Below are 19192 nucleotides of genomic sequence, written 5' to 3' on the forward strand. Positions count from 1 at the left end.
GCCCGGCATTGCGGGTTCGGCCTGACGTCTGGAAGACACGTAATGGGAGAGATTGGGAACGCAGTCTACTGAATTTCAATATGGAAAGGCAAAAAGCAAATACAGCACCTTCGTGTATGTTTGAGCTTAGCGTGCAAAGGAAAATGGCGGCCGAAGCCGCCATCCCTTCAAATTCATTTTGTTTCTACAATCGGCAGATCAGCAATTCGCGCTCGTACACCATCTCCGAAGGCAGGTGGTCATGCAACTCGATGAATAACTCTTCGTGCCCAATGACCTCCTTCTTCCAGTCTTCGCGCTCCACGCGTTCGAGCTCTTCGAACTGCTCGCGCGGGAACTCCATGCCTTTCCAGTGAATGTCGTCATACACCGGGATCCAGCCGATCGGCGTTTCCTTGCCGAAGCCGCGGCCGTGCACGCGGTCCACAATCCACTTCAACACGCGCATGTTCTCGCCGTAGCCGGGCCACAGAAACTTGCCATCTGCGCCTTTGCGGAACCAGTTCACGTGGAAGATGCGGGGCGTTACCGACAGATTGCGCTGCATCTTCAGCCAATGACGGAAGTAGTCGCCCATGTGATAGCCGCAGAACGGCAGCATCGCCATCGGATCGCGGCGAACTTTGCCGATCGTGCCCGCAGCAGCTGCGGTCATCTCTGAGCCCATGGTCGCGCCGGCATACACGCCCGCGCTCCAATTGAAGGCCTGATACACCAGCGGCATCGTCGTTGCGCGGCGTCCACCAAAAATGAACGCGCTGATCGGTACGCCCTCGGGATCTTCCCAGTGCGGGTCAATCGTGGGACACTGCCGTGCCGGCGCCGTAAACCGCGCATTCGGATGCGCTGCCTTTGCGCCCGTTTCTTTTCCGATCTGCGGCGTCCACTTCCTGCCCTGCCAATCGGTGCACTCCGCTGGCGGCTCGTCGGTCATGCCTTCCCACCACACCCCACCCTCGGGAGTGAGTGCAACGTTGGTGAAGATGGTGTTCTTCGCCAGCGACGCCATTGCGTTCGGGTTTGTCTTCATTGATGTCCCCGGCGCCACGCCGAAGAATCCTGCTTCCGGATTGATCGCCCTCAACTTCCCGTTCGCGTCCGGCTTGATCCAGGCGATATCGTCGCCGACCGTCCACACTTTCCAGCCTTCGAAGCCCTTCGGCGGAATCAGCATGGCGAAGTTCGTCTTGCCGCACGCGCTCGGGAATGCCGCCGCGACGTAGGTCTTCTCACCCTCTGGCGATTCCACGCCGACGATCAGCATGTGTTCCGCCATCCAGCCTTCATCGCGCGCCATGGTGGAAGCAATGCGCAGCGCAAAGCACTTCTTGCCCAGCAGCGCGTTGCCACCGTAACCGGAACCGTACGACCAGATCTCGCGAGCTTCGGGGAAATGCACAATGTATTTCTCTTTGTTGCACGGCCACGGAACGTCTTTCTGCCCAGGAGCCAGCGGCATGCCCACGCTGTGCAGGCAGGGCACCACGCGCTTCGTGTCTTTATCAATTTCTTTGAAGACTTTGATCCCGATGCGCGCCATGATGCGCATGTTCACCACAACGTAGGGCGAATCCGTAAGCTGAACCCCGATCTGCGCCATCGGCGAATCAATCGGCCCCATGCTGAACGGGAGCACATACATCGTGCGTCCCTTCATGCAGCCCGCAAACAACCCGCGCAGCTTTTTGCGCATTTCGTACGGATTTTCCCAGTTGTTCGTCGGACCCGCCGCGTCCTTCGACAGCGAGCAGATAAACGTGCGGTCTTCAACGCGCGCGACATCGCTCGCATCCGAACGGGCGTAATAGCAATTAGGCCAAAGTTTTTCGTTGAGCTTTATAAAGGTGCCGTTCTGCACCAGGTCGGCGCAGAGCTTTTCGTTCTCTTCGTCGGAACCATCTACCCAGTGAATGTGGTCCGGGGTGGTCAGTTCCGCCATCTTTTCCACCCACCGCAGCAGGTGTTTGTTTTTTGCCAACGGCACGTCGTGCCGTGTCTTCGGTTCGCTAACAATAGAATGTGCCATTTTTCACCTCGCGCGCACCAGACGCGCTTTATTCTCCGCCAGTTCGGCTGACGGGCTGGTTTAGCAGGCTGTAATTTTATTGCAATTGCGAGAGGCGCGGTGTGCGCCCGCTCACAAAATGTGCCTTTTCGGAATTAATGCCCTAAGTGATAGATGCTGCAAAGGATAGCTGGGATTCGGGGCACACGCGTGGCGAGGAAGGACGCTACCGCCTAGTCATCGTGCCCTTCCGAAACGGCTCAGCAACCAACTGCCACTCGTCCTCATAAACGACGTAGCCCGGCTTATCGGTCTTGATTTTCTGGATGTAGATGCCGTTTCGCTCCAGCACTCGAACCATTTCCCATTTCTGGTCGAGGTTAGGATCTTCTGATATCGCAGCAACAATGTTAGGAGAGTGTCTCTTCCGCAATTCAACGGCAATCTTGTCGACCGAAAGCTTGCTACTAGGAATGTCGACGCGATACTTCGGATCGAAATCGCTGAAGTGAGCAAGCTGGCTCGTGAATTTGCGACGCAGCCGAGGATCGGACACGAACTCCCGATAGCGGTCGCGCTTGCTCCGCTTTATGAACGCCGAGATCAATGTCAGTTCGTTGTGCACTGCAGGAGTTTATCGCGATCGAAAATCTGGGTGCCTACGGCGTCTTCTTCAGCACCGCGGTATTCCTCTCATCCGCCGCAATCCCCCGCATAAACTTCTGCAACGCTCCCAGTTGATCCACCGGAATTACCAAGTCCTTCACCGTGTACGTCCGGCTGTACGACAACACATTGTCCTTCGCTTCCACTTTGCTCTTATACTCCGCGAAGGGCGCGGTCACCTGAGTCGGCTCCGGCAGTTCATCCACCTTGAATCCTGCCGGCAATTTGATCTCAATCATGTCGCTCTGCATCGACGCCGTCGGATACAGCGTCACCGGATATTTCCGCTTCTTGTCTTCCGCAATCGACGAACTCTTGCTCCCCAGTACGCGCGGCCTCACCAGCAACAGATCGCCGGCCGTCTTCGCGTAGTCCGGCGCCTCGAACTTGTACCGCAGGATCAGCGCCTCGTCATACTTATCGAGTCCCTGGATGCTCGCGTACGTCAATTGCGAACGATCAAGAAACTCTGAGAGAAATTCCTCAATCACCTTCACGCGCTTGTCGCGATCGGAATTCACCAGCCGCGCCCGCATCACAGACGCCTCATATCCCCAACGAATCTCTTCCACCTCTCCGTTGAGCGCACCCTCCGGCGTGAGCTGCAAATGCGCCACCCGCAGCAACCGATTCAGGCTCGGCGCTAGCAGCGGCATCTTCACCAACTCTCCGCTGTCGCCGGTCACGAGCAGGGCATAGCTATCCTGTTCGGTGGAGTGCAGCAGCCCGAACGGCGTCATGTCGTCAGTCGGATCGAAAATGAGCAGCGGTCCAAGTTTCGGATCATCCACTCTGGCAAAGAGCGAAGTCGCATCCGTATTCGATGGAATCTTGATCGCTACGATCATGTGATCGAACGTCCACGGCGTTGGCACCGCCGGATTCACCACCCCGCGCTCGCTGTCCACCAGCGCCAGGTACGACTCGATGCCGGCTTCTTGCAACATCGTCACCAGCAGCGTCGCTTTGTCTTTGCAGTCGCCGTAGCCGTTCGCGAATGTGTCGCCGGCCATGTGCGATTGCCAGCCGCCAACCTTGCCAATCGAAATCTCGACGTAGCGAACATTGTGTTGCACGTAACTGGCAATCGCATGGATCTTCGCCACCGCGTCTGTCTTACCTGCGATGAGTTCCGCGACCTTCGCCTGCATCTTTGGCGTTGTAACCCGGCGACTTGCATTCAGCGTGTTGGCCCACTTCGCCACGTCACTCCAGGCCTTCATGGGCGTGGCCTGTGGAATCGACGATGAGAACAACGTTACCGCCATCATCCCCGCGAGCGATCCGGGATACGGCATGTCCGGTTCTTCGCTGATGCCCTCGATGTCGTGTACCTCCCACAGCCAGTTGTTGGCGCCAATGTTCTGGGGTTTCTGTTCCGCCCAATTGCTGAAGCGGTACTGGTATTCCCAACTCGACGGGAGATTGATCGTGAAGCGCGCCGTCTTGACCGGCACATTTTCCTGGAAATCCCAACGGTCGCTGTAAACATTCGGACGTCGCTTCTGCTGGTACTCCACCGCGACGTACGACCCCACTTCTACTGCCGGCACCTTGATCACCTTCACTCGGTGATCATCGTAAAGTGCATCTTCGTAAGGACTGCCTTCGATCGCGTCCTTCTCCTTCAGTTCGTATTCCTGCCCGTTTGGCGAGATGCTCCAGGCCTTCAAGGACTCGATCTTGCGGTCCTTGTCGAACTGCACAACAAAGACCCCTTCCTCTTTGCCCTTCGGACGCAGCACCTTCACCGCGCGCCGCACGTTAACGTACATATCTCCGTTGTCACGGACGGTCACCGCCTCGTCATGGAGAAGCACCACGGCATTGGCTTCGTCCGAATACTTCGGCAGTGGCGCGTGCGCGAGCTGCCGGAACCAGTCCGGCACCGAATCGCCCGCACTCGCCGGCACCGCAATCAGCAGCAGAACGCCGAGGACGAGAACAATGCGACGACTAATTTCCCATCTTGAGTACAGCTTGCTCATTTGCCCCCGCCTGGACCTGCTGGAAATATCCGCGAACCGCTCCGTAATACTTCTGATCAATGAATAGGCCCTTCAGCTTGAAGTCCCGCACCAGGTGCAACGTTCCGTTGTTGCTGTCGCACTTCACGTTCAAGTCCGCGATGTTGTTCTGTTCGGCGACCGGCTTCGGCATGCTCTCCACCTGGAAATTCGCCGGCAGCTTGATCGTGACGTCGTCACTGCGGTCGTAGGCGTAATGCATGATGATTGGGTTCACCCGCTTCGTCGGAGTGAACGGGTTCCTGTAGGCAGCGGCGAACAAAGTGCAGGGAATCAGCACGCGTTTGCCGGCCTGGCTCGCGTAGCCTGCCACCGTCACCTTGAAGGTCGCGACGAGCGGAACATTGGACGCCTTCCAATCATTTACCTTCTCCAACTCAATATCCGCCTTCAGCGCCATCCAGTCCTGGAGTAATTCCTCCATATCTTTCTTCTTGCCGGCATCGTCCTCGTTGCGCTCCCAGAGCCGATGATGGAACGCATCCTGCCCCGTGAACGTCACTTCGACCTCGCCGGTCAGAGAACCGTCGTCGCCTAACGTCATCTTCGCGACGCGCTTAATGCTCGAGTCATCGCTGGGTGGAAGTGGAATCTGTGCCCAAACCGGCGGGTTCTTATCGAGCTTCAGTCCTGAAACTGCGGTGTCTTCCCATGGCACCACGCCGAACGGGCAAAACGGGCTCCCCGGATCGAGGTAAATATCTGCACCGTTCACCTTCACCAGCGGGATCTCATAAGCGAGCTGCGACGAAGATGGCCACTCTTTGTGGAAGATGGCCGTATCGCGCTCCGTCACCGCCACCAGCGTCGCATCGAATCCTGCTCCACGCGCCAGCGCGACGAATGTACGGTTCAGCTCATTGCGATACCCGGCCTTGCCATTGATCACGTCTTCAATGCTCTTAATGTCCCGGATCTTCAGCGCCTTGATTTCCTTGTCGCTCTTCGCCGATTCGAATTCCAGGTTCTCGAATGACTGCACGTGCTCATAAATCTTCCGGAGCTTCACATCCGTCGAATCGCTCGACGAAATCACGCTGGCGAGGTCCTTCTGGATCGCGCCCTTTTTGTCCATGAAGCCTTCCGCCCAGCCGTGCCACTTCTTTCCATGGTCTTTCCAATACTGATCGGGCTCCGGAATATGGGTATCGCTATAGAAGAAGAGCACTCGCGCCTTCGTCTCTGACGACGGCGGCATGAATTCTTCCTTCTCCACGCCAGGTACATTCACCAGGTCCAGGGTGACCTTGTCCGTAAGTTGTTCGTGATTGAACTTCGCATCCGGCGGAAGGCGGTTGCTGCGCAGGGACCAATAGAGTCCGTCCATCGTCAGCGGCTTAAACACAAAATGCGCGCTCTGCTGGTAGAGCTCCTTGGATACCTCCCACTCGGAGCGAGGGAAATAATAATATTGGTGTGTCGCCGGGTCCGAGGCCTCCCATCGCACTACGTACTTGTATTCAAGGACGCTGCCGGGCGTCACGTCGGGCATGGTGAATGCCTTGCGGTGAACCTTGAATCCCTGGCCTTCGGCAATCACCTTTTCATACGCCTTGCCATTGAACGGAATCACGGTTCCGTCCGGATGAATTGTCCGGCCCTTGATCGATTCGACCGTGTATGCACCCCGATCGAAATCCAGTACAACATCGCCGTAGTCTTTGCCTTCCTGCGTGAAGATCTTGATTTGGGCATACTCAGCCTGCGAGCCCATCCTGTCGTCGCGCTCAATGGCTCGATACAGAATCATCGCCTTCGCCCCGGGCTGCGCCGGATTGTCTTTCATCGCAAGTTGTTCAGGAGTGACAGGCGGAAAATCAATCGCACGGGCCAGACCTAAACCGAGGAAAACCACAGCACACAAGGTAGTGTTGCGGGCAAACCAGAACTTCTTCATCGGAACTCCCTAGACCCAAAAAAGTACTTCTGCTTCTAGCCTCGAAAAGGAGGAGAGTAGCTGAATTATGAACTGTCCACCACTTTTTGGGGAATAGGAAATTACACGTAGAAGCGCACAGTCGTAACGGTGTTCCCGTTTTTCTTTTCGGTGATTTTGCAGGTTGCGGTGAAGCAAGTTCGTGAAGGACCAAAACTACCGCATCACCGCCGCGAGAAACTGAACTCGCCGTCACCCACACGGAAGTGCCGGGTGTCGTCGCGACGAACGCCCAGAATAATGCCCCAACTACAAAAGGCACCCGGGTCTCGGGCGCCTTCGGTTACGAACTACAGGTCTTATAGTCTACCCGAGAGAGTAGTCGTCGTGGTCACACCCGTTGCCGGAACGGGAATGCTCACCAGACTTTGCTGCGCGGAGCGCTGGGTTGTACCCGCAGTCGCCGCGGTATTCGCGGAGAAATTAGCTGACCCGGTGATCATGTCAGAGCCGGCGCTCGCGAGCTGCCATGTGTAGTAAATCTTCACCGTGCACTTTGCATAACCGCCGCTGATTGGCGTGGCCCTGCCATAAGCCGTTTCATAGAATTGACGGCCACTGGTGTCGCCGCTTACATAAGTCGATACTGAGCAAGTCACCGGATTCACGGTCGGAGTCGAATTCAGGATCGTGAAGTTGTAAACGAGAACGCCACTGTACGGAGTCGTAGCGATATTCGTAACTACATCCCTCCCCGAAATCATCGGTTGGTCATGTCGCGGGCGCTCAGATCTGTTCTGCGCGAAAACCGAGAGCGAAAGTGTCAGCAAGGCAAGTAACGTGCCCACATACAATGTCTTTTTCATGCAATCTCCATTGCTTGGAATTCCCCAACGAGGTGGGGACGGAAAGATGTTTTCGTGAGGGAGCCGCAATTGGCCCCATTCGAGCCGGTTACAGTCTTCCCGAAATTGCCGTTGTCGTGGTCACGCCTGTAGCTGGTACGGTGAAGCTGACGAGATTTCCCTGCGTTTGACGCTCGGTCGTTCCTGCGGTAGCTGAGGTATAGCCCCAGAGGTAGTAGTTCCCGGTGATCATGTCAGTACCCGCACTCGCGAGCTGCCATGTGTAGTAGATTTTCACCGTGCACTTTGCATAACCACCGCTGATCGGGGTGGCTTTCCCATTCGCGTTTTCGTAATACTGCCGGCCACTGGAATCGCTGCTCACGTATACCTGTACTTCACAATTCACAGGATCCACGATCGGGGTGGATGTCAGAATTGTGAAGTTGTAAACCAGCACGCCGCTGTAAGGAGAGGTGACAATATTCGTAACCACCTCTTTCGGCGAGATTCCCGAGGCGCCGTCATTTCGCGACTGATCAGTTTTGTCCTGCGCGAAAACGGAAAGGGAAAGCGTCAGCAAAGCAAGTAACGTGCACACATGCAGTGTTCTTTTCATGCAGTAATCTCCATTGATTGAATTCCCCATGAGGGTGTGGGGCGGAAAGATGTTTTGGTCAAGGAACCGCAGTTGGTTCCAGTCGAGCCCGTTGGACACCCAGGGAAGGAAAAACTGACCTTTGGTGGCGCCTATAATCCCACAGTTTAGGTTGTGCTTAACTCGGCTTTAGGACACTGGCCAACCGGACGTTACCCACCCCAAGCGCGTCTTCCATGCAAAAGAAAACGCCCGGCGCACGCCGGGCGTCTCACGCAACCTGAGGTTTTACAGTCTGCTCGAAATGGCGGTGGTCGTCGTTGTCCCGTTTGCCGGCACCGGAAAGCTGACGACATTCGAACTTGCGGTGCGTTCCGTCGTCCCCACCGTATTGGTCGTGAAACCTAAGACGCTATATTGACCCGTGACCATGTCGCTACCGCCACTGCCCAGCGCCCAAGAATAGTAGATTTTCACGGTGCATTTCGCATAGCCGCCGCTGGGAGCGCTGGCGGTACCGATCGCCGTTTCCTCAAACTGCCGCCCGCTTGCCGCATCCGTTGTGACCACGCTTACCGTGCAAGACGGCGGGTCCGTAATCGGCGACGTGAGCAGGATCGTGAAGTTATAGACGAACACGCCGGTGTAGGTGACCGCCGCGACGTTAGCGACTTCCGTCTTCGGGGAAATCGCTGATTCATATCGGGGCGTTTGCGCTTTGTTCTGCGCGAAAGTGGTGAGTGACAGCGTAAACAGGGCAGCCAGGGTGCAAATTGCTTTTTTCATGCGATCTCCATAATGGGTGCCCCGAGAATTTGCGGGGCGGAAATGGTTAGGCGCGAGGGGAACGTCGGGGCGGTTCCCCAGGTGGAACTGGGCACTTGTACTCTCGTGGCGCCGCAACGTGCACACCGGCCTCCGCTCTCTGCGGACTCAAACTGCGGAAATTGGCCGAGAAGGGCACCCGTCCACGTATTCGCGTGCGCTTGGATTTTGGAAGAAAGTCTCTTCAGGACAGGCACCGATTGGAGATGAACTCCCGATTCCTCTTGTATATGGAAGCTAGTCGCCCGCGCCGCCCGACATGATGATGGGCATCGTCGGGGTCTTCGATCCTTCGGCGTTCTCCAGCGTGATTGCAAACGCCTTAGGCTGCATGCCGGAAGGCATCGAGGTCTCCACCATCGTCGCGTTCCCGCTGGCATCCGGCCAGAACGTTCCCGCCGGGATCGGCGCGCCTTCCATCGGAACCAGCCACAACTGATAGGCCTTCTTCGGCGGCGCCGGCGGCAAATTGCTCGCCATGAAGATCATCTTGCCCATCTTCATGCTGTAGATCGTCTTTGCCTGCGGCTTCGGCTTCTCGTTCGCCGGCATGAGCGTCACGCGCATCGCGTCCGGCGACTTCAAAAGCTCGAGCATCTCCCGCGCCTGCCGAAGCTGGATCTCCTGCTCCTGGGCGTTGGCACGGATTGCTGCCGCTTCGTTCTTGATCCGCAGGTTCGTGAAGAACATCAGAGCCGCGGCCAGCGCGAACGCCAAGGTGGTGAACCACGGGATCCACATCCAGCCCTTGCCCACCGTCTGCGGACGCGCAATGCGCTTCGGTTCATTCGTCATCGCGGCAAGCAAACGTTCGCGCGAACGTCCGGGTGGACGCGGCCCCGAGGCGCTCATCGCCAGTAATCCCAGGTCTTCCTGTACCGATTGCAACTCGCGACGGCACGAGGCACACGCCTGCAAATGCGCCTCAAACGCCTGCTTCTGCGTCGCATCCAGCGAGCCAAGCGCGTAGAGCACTACCTCTTCGAACTGTTCGTGCGTGCTCACGAGCTTTCTCCTGCGCCGCCCAGTTTCTTGCGTAACTGGATCAACGCGCTGCGTATGCGAGTCTTGATCGTCCCCAGCGGTTCTCCGGTCTTGGCCGCGATCTCCGAATGGGTAAGTCCTTCGAAATACGCCATCTCCATGCAGCGGCGCTGCTCGGGGAACATCTCCGCGAGCGCAGCCCGCACCTTCTCCACGATGGCATTTTGTTCGGCTTCTTTGCGCAGGTCGTAGGTCGAAGCGATCACCACGTCTTCGAAGTCGGTCTGCGGCTTCCGTTTTCTCAATACATCAATCGCGCGATGCCGCGCTATGACGCCCAACCACGCAGCCAGGTTCCCTCGGCTTGCGTCGAACGCCGCGGGGTTGCGCCAGAGCTGCATGAAGATCTCCTGGAGGACGTCTTCGGCCGCGGCCGCGTCGCCGAGGATGCGAAGCGCCGCCGCATACACAATCGGTGAATAGCGGTCGTAGATCACCGCCATCGACGACTGGTCGCCACCGCGCACGCGCGCGATCAATACCACGTCGCTCGTCTCCGGATGTGACGGTTGCGTGCTCAGTAGCCTACCCTTGTCGTCTCCCCTTTATTGGATACGCAGCCTAAGTATCTTTGGATTGCAGGGAGTGGAGTCGAAAGGAAAGATATCAGCTACAGCGCAAAGGTGACAAACCCGCAGGGCCTTTGATTGCCTCGCGGGAGCCGGAACGGTGCTCATCCCCGCACTGCTCTCTCTTGTCATTCAGAGGAGCGAAGCGACGAAGAATCTGCTGTTCGCCTGTCGCCGCGAAAACCCTGTTATGCCGCTGCCTGCGGCTGTGGCGCCACCGGACTCTGCGCCAACAACAAATGCCTTAATCGGGACCGGTCTGACAGCCCAATATCCGCGATCTCGAACGTAATCTCGTTGCCCATGACCTCGCGCACAAGGATCTGGCTATTCAGCTTCCGCAACGCGAGTTGCAACTGCAGCGTCACGTCACTGCCCGGCTGCATCTTGCCCTGCCGCCGCGCCTTTCCGCCTCCAAGGCTCAAGGTCATGATGTCCAGCCCTGCCTTGCCTGCATTCGACGTCGCCACCGCCGTCATCGGCTTCATCGGGAACACCCGCTGATACCGCCGCTGTCGCGCAAACGGATTGCTCGGATCCACCGCGAGGGGACCTATCGACAGTTCCCGTTCGCTGACACCCATCTGCGGCGTTAGCGCCGCCGCGCGCTCCGGATCGATCATGTGCATCGCCTGTAACGCCGCGATCCGCAGCTCGTGCGGCTGCGCCCAATGCAGCACTTTACGTTCCTGCAGTAGTTCATTCAGCGCCGCCAGAGCCTTCTCTGCGCGGAGCCGCCCCAGGGCCTCAATTGCTTTGACTTTGCTGTAGCCCGAGAACCGCGGGCTCTCACCGGCCATCGCGATGTCCAACAGGCTGTGCGATGCATCCACATCCCCGCTCATCCCGATCTCGTCAATTGCGCCGGGAATAATCAGTGCGTCGAGATCAGGCAGAAGTTTCAGTAGCACCGTTCCACGTTTCGGCGACGCCGAAATCGATAACTGCCGCACCAGCGTGTCCTGTTGCACCCGCGTCCACTCGCGCGTCCGCGCCGGCAAAATCGCCGCCACCTCTTCCGGATTGACCGACGACAACAATCCCACCGCGCCCAACGCATCCTCGGAGCTTCCGGATTGCAACCGCCGCAGCAATTCCTGATGCGTCTCCTCGCCCATGCGGCCTGCGAGGTTGGTCAGCCGCGAGCTCTCTTCGCGCAAACTCGAATTCAGGAACCGATTGCAAAGTTGCTGCGCCACCGGCGCTGCATAGCGTTGTAATAGCGAAACCAAATCGTCGGTGATGTGGTTCGCCGTGAGCGCCTCGTCCAGATATTCCGGCAGCCGGTTCTCCACCGAGATTCGCGGCCGCAACTCCATGCCCAGCACCGGCCGCCGATGCACGATCTCTTCCAGTGCATCCGACGCTGCCGCCGACGCCACAAAATCCCGCTGCTGCTGCACTGTGTAGCTCAGTCGAATCAGGGCCGCGCTCAATAAGGACTGCATCCGCAGGTCCGACTCGCGCATGAGTTGCCGCGACACCGACTTCAACAGCTTCGGCACATAATCCGGCACCACCAGCGCATATAACTCCGCAAGATCGGAAACACCTTTCGCCGACCTCCGGCGTCCCTCGGCATCCCGTCCATCCACGGCATTGCCATAGTTACGCAGGATCGTCCCCGCCACCAATTCTTCGCCATGCGCAATTAGTCGCTCGAGATACGGCACAATGCACGTTGCCGGCACATAGTACGGAGTCTCGAAGAGCAGAACCATTCGCTTTGCCGCATCCGGCGCGGCGCTCCACAACTCCTGCTCGAGCGTTTCAAGATACGAATCCAGCGCGATGCCACCGCGCGCCATTTTCTCTTCGTAACTCGGCATCATGGTGCGCAACGTATTCAATTGCCGACCGAGTCGATCCAGCAGACCAGGAATTTCCGCTGCCGCAATGCGTTCGTTTTCCAGTTTCGTCAGCACGAAGCGGATCACGATGTCGTCGCCGAGTTTCAGCAGCAGTGCGTCGCCCGCGGGATGAGCATGGTCCTCGGAATACTCCGCGAGCAATTCGCGCACCAGGTACACCAGCGCCGGCCCAACGCGCTGTAACTGACGCGCCGCGCCAAGTGCCGCGCCCTCGGTTTGGCTGGTGCCAAATTTGCCGAGCACGTGCAACAACTCCGCAATCTCTTCCGCGGCGACTTCCGTCAATGGCCCGGGATGCAAACTGGACGCGCTGGCCGCCGCCGTCTCCTGCAATGCCACGTTGATGAAGTACAGCAATCGCGATGGATCGTTGAGCCAGTCGCGCGGATCTTCGCCGGGCGCGACAACCATCTTCTTCGGAGTCGCCTCATCGCGCGGCGCGTCAAACGCCATTGCGCTGATGATGTCCTCAAGTGCTTCAATCGTGAACGTTTCGTCGAGAGAAAGGTTCATCCGCCGCGTCTGTCGCAGAAATCGCGCAAACGCCAGCTCAGCGGGCCCCTGTTCCAGCGGGATGCCATCCACGGTCAGCCGATCGCCGGTCAACTCAAGCGTCAAGCCCACGGTCGGTATCAGTCCACGAACGTGCTGGAACGCGGACTCCATCTGCTCTGTGGTCCGCGAATGGCCGAGTCCAAACAGCCTCACGTAACGCGAGAGGGCGAAGAGGTTGCGTGCAACGCCGCGACCCGCCGCGATCTTCAGCTGTGTGGTGGCCGGGACTGGCACCTGGGCCTCCTTGGGGATGTCCATTAGACTACACACCTACACTGGCCTTTTGGACGTTACGAAAGGCCCAAGCCAATGGCTACACGCCCTAAAGTTTGTGGAATTCAGCCCTGTTTTCGGCGCTGTTTCATCTCGGCCAACATCGCACCCTGCTCCACCGGGCTCAAGCGGTTCGATACCGCTGGGAACAGCACGGTTTCCTCGAGGTCGAGGTGACCTCGGAATACCTCATCCAGCGCCTTCGATAGGCTGCACATCTCGCCATGGACTTCGGGCAGCTTCGCGGGATTGCTCGAGAGCAATACCAGGATGGGAATCAGCCGTTCCACGAGGTCGTCGATCCCGTGATGCTGGTGCGTCATCGCATTCAGAGCGGCGACAATCTCCGCACTGCCGTTCTCTCGCAATCGTGGCCGTAAGCTCTCTTCTTCGTCGGCCTCGTGCAATGGCAGCGAGACGGTGAAGTAGCGGTGTGCCGATGACGCGGCGGTGCTGATCTCTTCCAGCGTTGATCCCTCTGCGTGCGCGAGCTTCCGCACCACCGAGGTGAAATTACGAATGCGATCGTGGCACCCGACCAGCAGGTCCACCGCGGTTTCATTCTTCGTCGTGGGATTGAGCGACTTAATTCCGTGCAGCATAAGTTCTTCTAAGTTAGATCATTCGCGCCCGCGTTCGGCGCAAAAAGAAAGGACCGCGGTTTTTCGCCGCGGCCCGTTCCATGGTGTCAATGCCTAGCGCTTCTTGCCTTTTTTCGCGGCTTTCTTCGCCGCCTTTTTCGCTCCGCCCTTTTTCGCTGCCTTCTTCGCGGGCTTCTTGGCTGCTTTCTTTGCAGCTTTCTTTGCGGCTTTCTTCTTTGCTGGAGCTTTCTTGGCCGCCTTCTTCGGAGCTGCCTTCTTCGCCGCTTTCTTGGCAGGCTTCTTAGCAGCGGCTTTCTTCTTCGCTGGTGCTTTCTTTGCTGGAGCTTTCTTAGCCGGGGCCTTCTTCGCAGGAGCCGCCGGAGCCGCAGCCTTTTTCGCCAGCGCTTTCTTTGCCGGAGCAGGCTTCGGCGTTTCTGCCGCGGCCGGGGCCGCTGCCGCCGGTGCTCCCGACGTCATCTCGGTCTCGTCCTCATCGTCCATGTCATCGTCTTCTTCTGGTTCCGAGGCGGAAATTTCCTCGTCTTCTTCTTCGTCCTCGAAATCTTCGTCGAGTGATTCGTCGAACGCGTTGGAATCTCCGAACTCATCCATCTCGTCATCACGTCCGTACAGGGTATTGTCGTAGAAACTCATCTGTCCTCCTGCTACTCCGCCTCGAACAATCGGTTGAGAATGCCTGGCCTCTACTGCTGCTCCACTGCTTACGAAGAACCGTACCGCACAATCACATTGCTTCGCGACGGCGCGGATTATAGCACCACGCTGCACGCTTCTCGCGTGACGGCGCGATCAGAGATTAGGGACTCTATCTGAAATTCAGTGGTGAGGCAACTGCACCCAGGAAACAAAATTCTTCTCGTGTTCACATTGGAAATGGGAATACGAGGCTGTTTGGTGCTCGTCTGTAAGTGCTTGATAAAGAGACCGTTACGTTATCGTCTGATCACTAGTACATCGCCCGGGCGCAGCTTCGAAGTGTTGGGATTGTACTTCTTCAACTCCGCAACCGTGGTGTTGTATTGGTTCGCGATGCTGCTCAGAGTCTCACCACGTTTCACGGTGTGATGCATCGCGCTCTGCTTTTTTTCGTCACTCGATTTCGCCTGTGATTTGCTCGACAACTCCGGCGCAGCTTTCTTTGACGACGAGCGTGAACGCGTCGAACTCGCCTCTTCTTCATCGCCTGTCGGCTTGTAGATGTGCAACACGCGACCTTGTTTCACCGAGTCGCCGCTGATGTGGTTCCACCGTCGAATCTTGTCGGCAGGAACTCCGAAGTCATCCGCGATCGAAGCAATCGTGTCGCCCTTACGCACTTTGTACGACACCGGCTTCTTCGAATATCCGCCGCCTTCATTCGACGCGCTCTGCGAACCTTTGCTCGATGCCACCGGAATAATCAGCTTGGCATCGGTGCGTACTTCTTCATCAGGAAGATCGTTCGCTTCCGCGATGGCATCGCTGCTCACGTGATACTTGTGCGCGATCGACGCCAGCGTGTCTCCGGGCTGCACGCGATGGAAGCGCCACAGCACGCGCTTCTCCAGCGGGATCGCTGCGATGTTCTGCTCGAACTTGTCTTTCGTCCCCGTCGGCACGTGCAGTGTGAACGATTGGTCTTTCGGCGTGGTCATGCGCAACAGGCTCGGATTCAGTTCCTGCAACGTGCTCACCGAACCGTCCACGCATTCCGCGACCAGTCGCAAATCCACCGGATAATCAATCGTCACCGAATCGCCCTGGATCGCCGCATCGAACTGCACCTCGGTGAGCCCATACTGCGCCGGGTTCTTCGACATGATCGTGATCGCGATGATGATCGGCACATAGTTCTTGGTCTCACCCGGCAGCACGCCGCGCTTATACAACTCCCAGAAGTCCGCGTAGCCCGTGCGTTGTACCGCGCGTTGTACCGTCAGCGGACCGCTGTTATACGCAGCCATCGCGAGATACCAGTCGCCGAACATGTGGTAGAGATCTTTCAAATGCCGTGCCGCTGCGCGCGTGGCTTTTTCCGGATCCTGGCGATCATCCACCCACCAGTTGCGATCCAGTCCGTATTGGCCCCCGCGTGAAGCCATGAACTGCCACATTCCGCGAGCTCCCGCGCGTGAGAGCGCCAGCGGCCGGAACCCCGACTCCGCCTGCGCGAGATAGATCAAATCCTGCGGCACGCCTTCTTCTTTCAACACGCGCTGGATCATCTCGCGATACATTCCCGAGCGCGCCATCCCATTCGCCAGCGTGCCCTTCGCGCGCGAAGAGAAGTACGAGATGTAACCCGCGATCTGGTCGTTCATTACCAGCGGCAAATCGGAACGCGTCTGCCGGATCTCCGCCAATGCCTGCGCCTTGATGTTGGGATCAACCGGGAAGGTGACTTCGTTGGCCTCGTCAATCGGGGCCGGTTCCGACTTCTGTTCGGTGAAGCCGTCACCCTCTTTCAGCGCCTGCAACTCAAGCTCGTGGACGGACTCCACAATCTTGTCGAACTCGTTCTCGAGCCGCTCATCCGAATGCACATCGAGATTGCTCGACAACATCGTCTTGAAGGCCTGGTCGAAATTGTCCTTCGCGGCTTCAAGATGCCCGGCAGCGTAATTCGACTGCCCGGCCTTGAACTCCTTCTCGGCCTTCGCGATCAGCTCTGTGACTGAATCTCCCGCAGGCGCGGCAGTCGCTACCGGCGCAGTTGCCGGTGCCGCATCGCTCTGCGGTGTCGCCAGTGTAGGTGCCGTCGCCTGCGGAGGTGGAGTGGTAGCAGCCTTCTTCGGGTTGTCGGTCTCGCACGCCGTGGTGATGATCATTGCGCCCAGCAGGCACAGCGACCAGAAGCTACGAATTCTCATTTCCCTCAAACAGCATGCGAGTGCGCATGAATAGCGATGGCTCTCCAGATTTCAGCGGGAGCTTTCAAATTCTACAAGCCAGCGAATTTCAGGGTCAATCGAGTCAAGACCGTGGGTGGCCAACTTCACGAAGGGAAGCGGGGCGATGTGAACTACGAACCCGCGACGACCACGCCGGATTCTTGCGCGTTCGGCCGCTTCCAGGCCCACGCCATGCGCGGCGTATTGTGCGCCAGCCCAATGCGCCCCTTCGAATCGAGCAAGATAATGCCGCCATGTCCGTTGAGTCGCGTGTAGAGACGCTCGATCGCGGCGGTGGCGACGGTCTGCGGAGCATCGCCCATCTCCACGCGGTCTGCCGCCCACTTGCTCAGCACCAGCTTCATCATCGGTTCGCCCCATCCCGTAACGGAAACCGCGGCGCTGAGATTGTCGGCGTAACCGCCGCAGCCAATGAGCGACGAATCGCCGACCCGTCCCGCAGCTTTATTGAGTGTGCCGCCGGTCGAAGTTCCCGCCGCAATGTTGCCTTGTGCATCGAGCGCCACCGCACCCACCGTGTCGTGGGTATCCATTCCCGGGCCGGCAAACTCGGACGGCACTTTCAGAAACTGCTGCTTCTTCGCATCTTTCCAGCGTACGAGTTCGCGCTCGATGATCAGCTCTTCATTCGCGCACAGCGCGATGCCATGCTCCTCCGCAAACCGCTCCGCGCCTTCGCCGACGAAATAAATATGCGGCGAGTCAGAAAGCACCTTGCGCGCCGCGCGGATCGGATTCATCAACCGCTCCACGCACCCCACACCGCCGGCCTGCAGCGTCGCCCCATCCATCATCAGCGCATCGAGTTGCACGCGTCCGTCTTCGTTGAGAAACGATCCACGCCCTGCGTCAAACGTCTCGTCGTCTTCCATCGCGACGATCGCCTCTTCCACTGCGTCCAGCGCCGACCCGCCCTTCTCCAGAACGCGCCATCCAGTTTCGGCCGCCGCGCGCACTCCGCGCTCATGGGCCTCCACCGCATCATCAGGAATCGCCCAGGCGCCGCCATGCACGAGAAGAACCGGAGAAGCATTCACGCCGCACACTCACATAGATGGAATTGGCAAACGGGTCAGCATAACGCATCGCGGCCAGCCCAAGAAGATGCAAATCCTTGCTCCGCTCTCTCTTGTCATCCAGAGGAGGGCGATAGCCCGACGTGGGATCTGCTGTTGCAGTTATCCCCGCACCGGGCTTGTTTCCGCCGCACTGCTCTGTTCGTGCGACTTCGCCACCGCCGCCTGCAAAATCGCGCTCTGCTGATACGTGTACACAACGCGATGAATCACGGTCACTGTCGAGATCACGGCCGCGACCCACAACACGGGCGCCATCTTGTTGAACAGCGCACCAATAATGATCAGCACAATGCGTTCGGGTCGCTCCATAAAGCCGACCTTACAGCTCTCGATCAGCGACTCCGCGCGGGCGCGCGTATAGCTGACCATCACCGAACTCACCATCACAAACGCCGCAAGCACCACGTAGAGGAACCGGTTCGCGCGCGCGTAATACACCAGAAGTCCAAAGAACAGCGCCACATCGGAGTAACGATCAATAACCGAGTCGAAGAATCCGCCAAAGATGGTGACTTGGTTGGTGGCGCGAGCGACACGCCCATCCACCATGTCGAAGATTCCAGCGCCGAAAATCACCAGCCCGGCGTAGAAGAACATGCGTTGCTGGTTCTCGATGCGGGCATAGCCGAAGAAAACCGCGGCAACGATATTGATGACCAAGCCCAGGAAGGTGAGGACGTTCGGGTTGATCCGCGTTAGCGACAGCCCGTCCACAATCTTGTACAGCAGGGAGCCGCACGCCTTACCAACCGCATTGGTCCACGTCATCATGCTTCGTCGTGAATGGTGGTGAGCTTCAGGATTTCGAGTTCGCGCTTTCCGGCCGGGGTTACCACTTCGACCACATCGCCTTCCCGCTTGTTGAGCAAGGCGCGGCCGATCGGCGAAGTCGTAGAGATAAGTCCCTTGCTCACATCGGACTCTTCGCTGGTCACCAGCTTGTAATCGATCTTCTCGTCCTTCGTTAGGTCGTGGACCTTCAGCGTCGAACCGATCGCGGCGCGGTCCTTCGGGATGTTCGCCATGTTGACCAACGAAAGCTCAGCCATACGCCGCTTCATCTGTCCAAGGCGGGCCCGCACGAACTCCTGCCGTTGCTTGGCCATGTGATACTCGGCGTTTTCGCTGAGGTCACCCATGGCAACAGCTTTCTTCAGTTCCGCCGGGAGTTCATGCTGGAGCTCGTGCTCCAGGACTTCAATCTCCTGTTGGAGCTTCTGCCTAATGTGGTCCGTCATACTTCGGTAGGCTCAACCTTTCAATCCGGGGACCCGGGCCAGCCGGTCTCGCGGCGCGAGGCGGCAATCTATGGATTATAACCCTGCTCTTTCTTCTCACTCATCGCATCTGAAGCGGTTGGCTTTTCACCACCTTGCAGCGGTTTTGCGCTTTTGCAGCGAGTGGTCGGAAACCTGCGCCAATTGACAGTTTCAGGCATTGAACGTTACAATAACTTACAGATTATT

General features: G+C 58.0%; 16 protein-coding genes. All 16 read right to left on the reverse strand.

Annotation, left to right across the window (positions count from 1 at the left end):
* Positions 1 to 184 precede the first annotated feature (184 nt).
* Positions 185 to 2026 carry a phosphoenolpyruvate carboxykinase (GTP) gene (locus tag ACID345_RS02745; RefSeq protein ID WP_049761630.1) on the reverse strand — a complete coding sequence of 614 codons (1842 nt, stop codon included), beginning with the start codon at positions 2024 to 2026 and terminating at the stop codon, positions 185 to 187.
* A gap of 205 nt (positions 2027 to 2231) precedes the next feature.
* Complete coding sequence (locus tag ACID345_RS02750) at positions 2232 to 2630, reverse strand: hypothetical protein (protein ID WP_011521345.1); 399 nt, start codon at positions 2628 to 2630, stop codon at positions 2232 to 2234.
* 34 nt (positions 2631 to 2664) lie between these two features.
* The gene (locus ACID345_RS02755; protein ID WP_011521346.1) at positions 2665 to 4659 is read right to left on the reverse strand and encodes a DUF3857 domain-containing transglutaminase family protein; all 1995 of its coding nucleotides are present in this window, start codon (positions 4657 to 4659) and stop codon (positions 2665 to 2667) included.
* The gene (locus ACID345_RS02760; protein WP_011521347.1) at positions 4628 to 6595 is read right to left on the reverse strand and encodes a DUF3857 domain-containing protein; all 1968 of its coding nucleotides are present in this window, start codon (positions 6593 to 6595) and stop codon (positions 4628 to 4630) included. Before ACID345_RS02760 ends, ACID345_RS02755 begins: the two co-directional genes overlap by 32 nt.
* Before the next feature lie 338 nt (positions 6596 to 6933).
* On the reverse strand, positions 6934 to 7440 hold the full coding sequence (locus ACID345_RS02765) for a hypothetical protein (protein ID WP_011521348.1): 507 nt from the start codon (positions 7438 to 7440) through the stop codon (positions 6934 to 6936).
* An 88-nt stretch (positions 7441 to 7528) separates the two neighbouring features.
* Positions 7529 to 8038 carry a hypothetical protein gene (locus ACID345_RS02770; RefSeq protein WP_011521349.1) on the reverse strand — a complete coding sequence of 170 codons (510 nt, stop codon included), beginning with the start codon at positions 8036 to 8038 and terminating at the stop codon, positions 7529 to 7531.
* Between the two features lie 267 nt (positions 8039 to 8305).
* Complete coding sequence (locus tag ACID345_RS02775) at positions 8306 to 8803, reverse strand: hypothetical protein (protein WP_011521350.1); 498 nt, start codon at positions 8801 to 8803, stop codon at positions 8306 to 8308.
* 276 nt (positions 8804 to 9079) lie between these two features.
* The gene (locus ACID345_RS02780; protein ID WP_011521351.1) at positions 9080 to 9847 is read right to left on the reverse strand and encodes an anti-sigma factor; all 768 of its coding nucleotides are present in this window, start codon (positions 9845 to 9847) and stop codon (positions 9080 to 9082) included.
* Positions 9844 to 10371, reverse strand: a complete 528-nt coding sequence (locus ACID345_RS02785) for a sigma-70 family RNA polymerase sigma factor (RefSeq protein WP_011521352.1) — start codon at positions 10369 to 10371, stop codon at positions 9844 to 9846. The genes ACID345_RS02780 and ACID345_RS02785 overlap by 4 nt, the downstream gene beginning before the upstream one ends.
* A 272-nt stretch (positions 10372 to 10643) precedes the next feature.
* Complete coding sequence (locus tag ACID345_RS02790; RefSeq protein WP_011521353.1) at positions 10644 to 13139, reverse strand: PilZ domain-containing protein; 2496 nt, start codon at positions 13137 to 13139, stop codon at positions 10644 to 10646.
* Between the two features lie 80 nt (positions 13140 to 13219).
* The gene (locus ACID345_RS02795; protein WP_011521354.1) at positions 13220 to 13756 is read right to left on the reverse strand and encodes a hemerythrin domain-containing protein; all 537 of its coding nucleotides are present in this window, start codon (positions 13754 to 13756) and stop codon (positions 13220 to 13222) included.
* 93 nt (positions 13757 to 13849) lie between these two features.
* Positions 13850 to 14389 carry a hypothetical protein gene (locus ACID345_RS02800; RefSeq protein WP_011521355.1) on the reverse strand — a complete coding sequence of 180 codons (540 nt, stop codon included), beginning with the start codon at positions 14387 to 14389 and terminating at the stop codon, positions 13850 to 13852.
* 299 nt (positions 14390 to 14688) lie between these two features.
* A complete protein-coding gene (locus tag ACID345_RS02805; RefSeq protein ID WP_011521356.1) occupies positions 14689 to 16605 on the reverse strand; it encodes a LysM peptidoglycan-binding domain-containing protein in 1917 nt (638 codons plus the stop codon).
* 152 nt (positions 16606 to 16757) lie between these two features.
* Positions 16758 to 17684 (reverse strand): isoaspartyl peptidase/L-asparaginase, encoded by a 927-nt coding sequence (locus ACID345_RS02810; RefSeq protein ID WP_011521357.1) that lies wholly within the window; start codon positions 17682 to 17684, stop codon positions 16758 to 16760.
* 141 nt (positions 17685 to 17825) lie between these two features.
* Complete coding sequence (locus tag ACID345_RS02815; RefSeq protein ID WP_041855377.1) at positions 17826 to 18494, reverse strand: CDP-alcohol phosphatidyltransferase family protein; 669 nt, start codon at positions 18492 to 18494, stop codon at positions 17826 to 17828.
* Positions 18494 to 18964, reverse strand: coding sequence for a GreA/GreB family elongation factor (locus tag ACID345_RS02820; RefSeq protein WP_011521359.1), 471 nt, complete (start codon positions 18962 to 18964; stop codon positions 18494 to 18496). Before ACID345_RS02820 ends, ACID345_RS02815 begins: the two co-directional genes overlap by 1 nt.
* Positions 18965 to 19192: the final 228 nt, after the last annotated feature.

The organism is Candidatus Koribacter versatilis Ellin345 (assembly GCF_000014005.1).
GTDB lineage: Bacteria > Acidobacteriota > Terriglobia > Terriglobales > Acidobacteriaceae > Korobacter > Korobacter versatilis_A.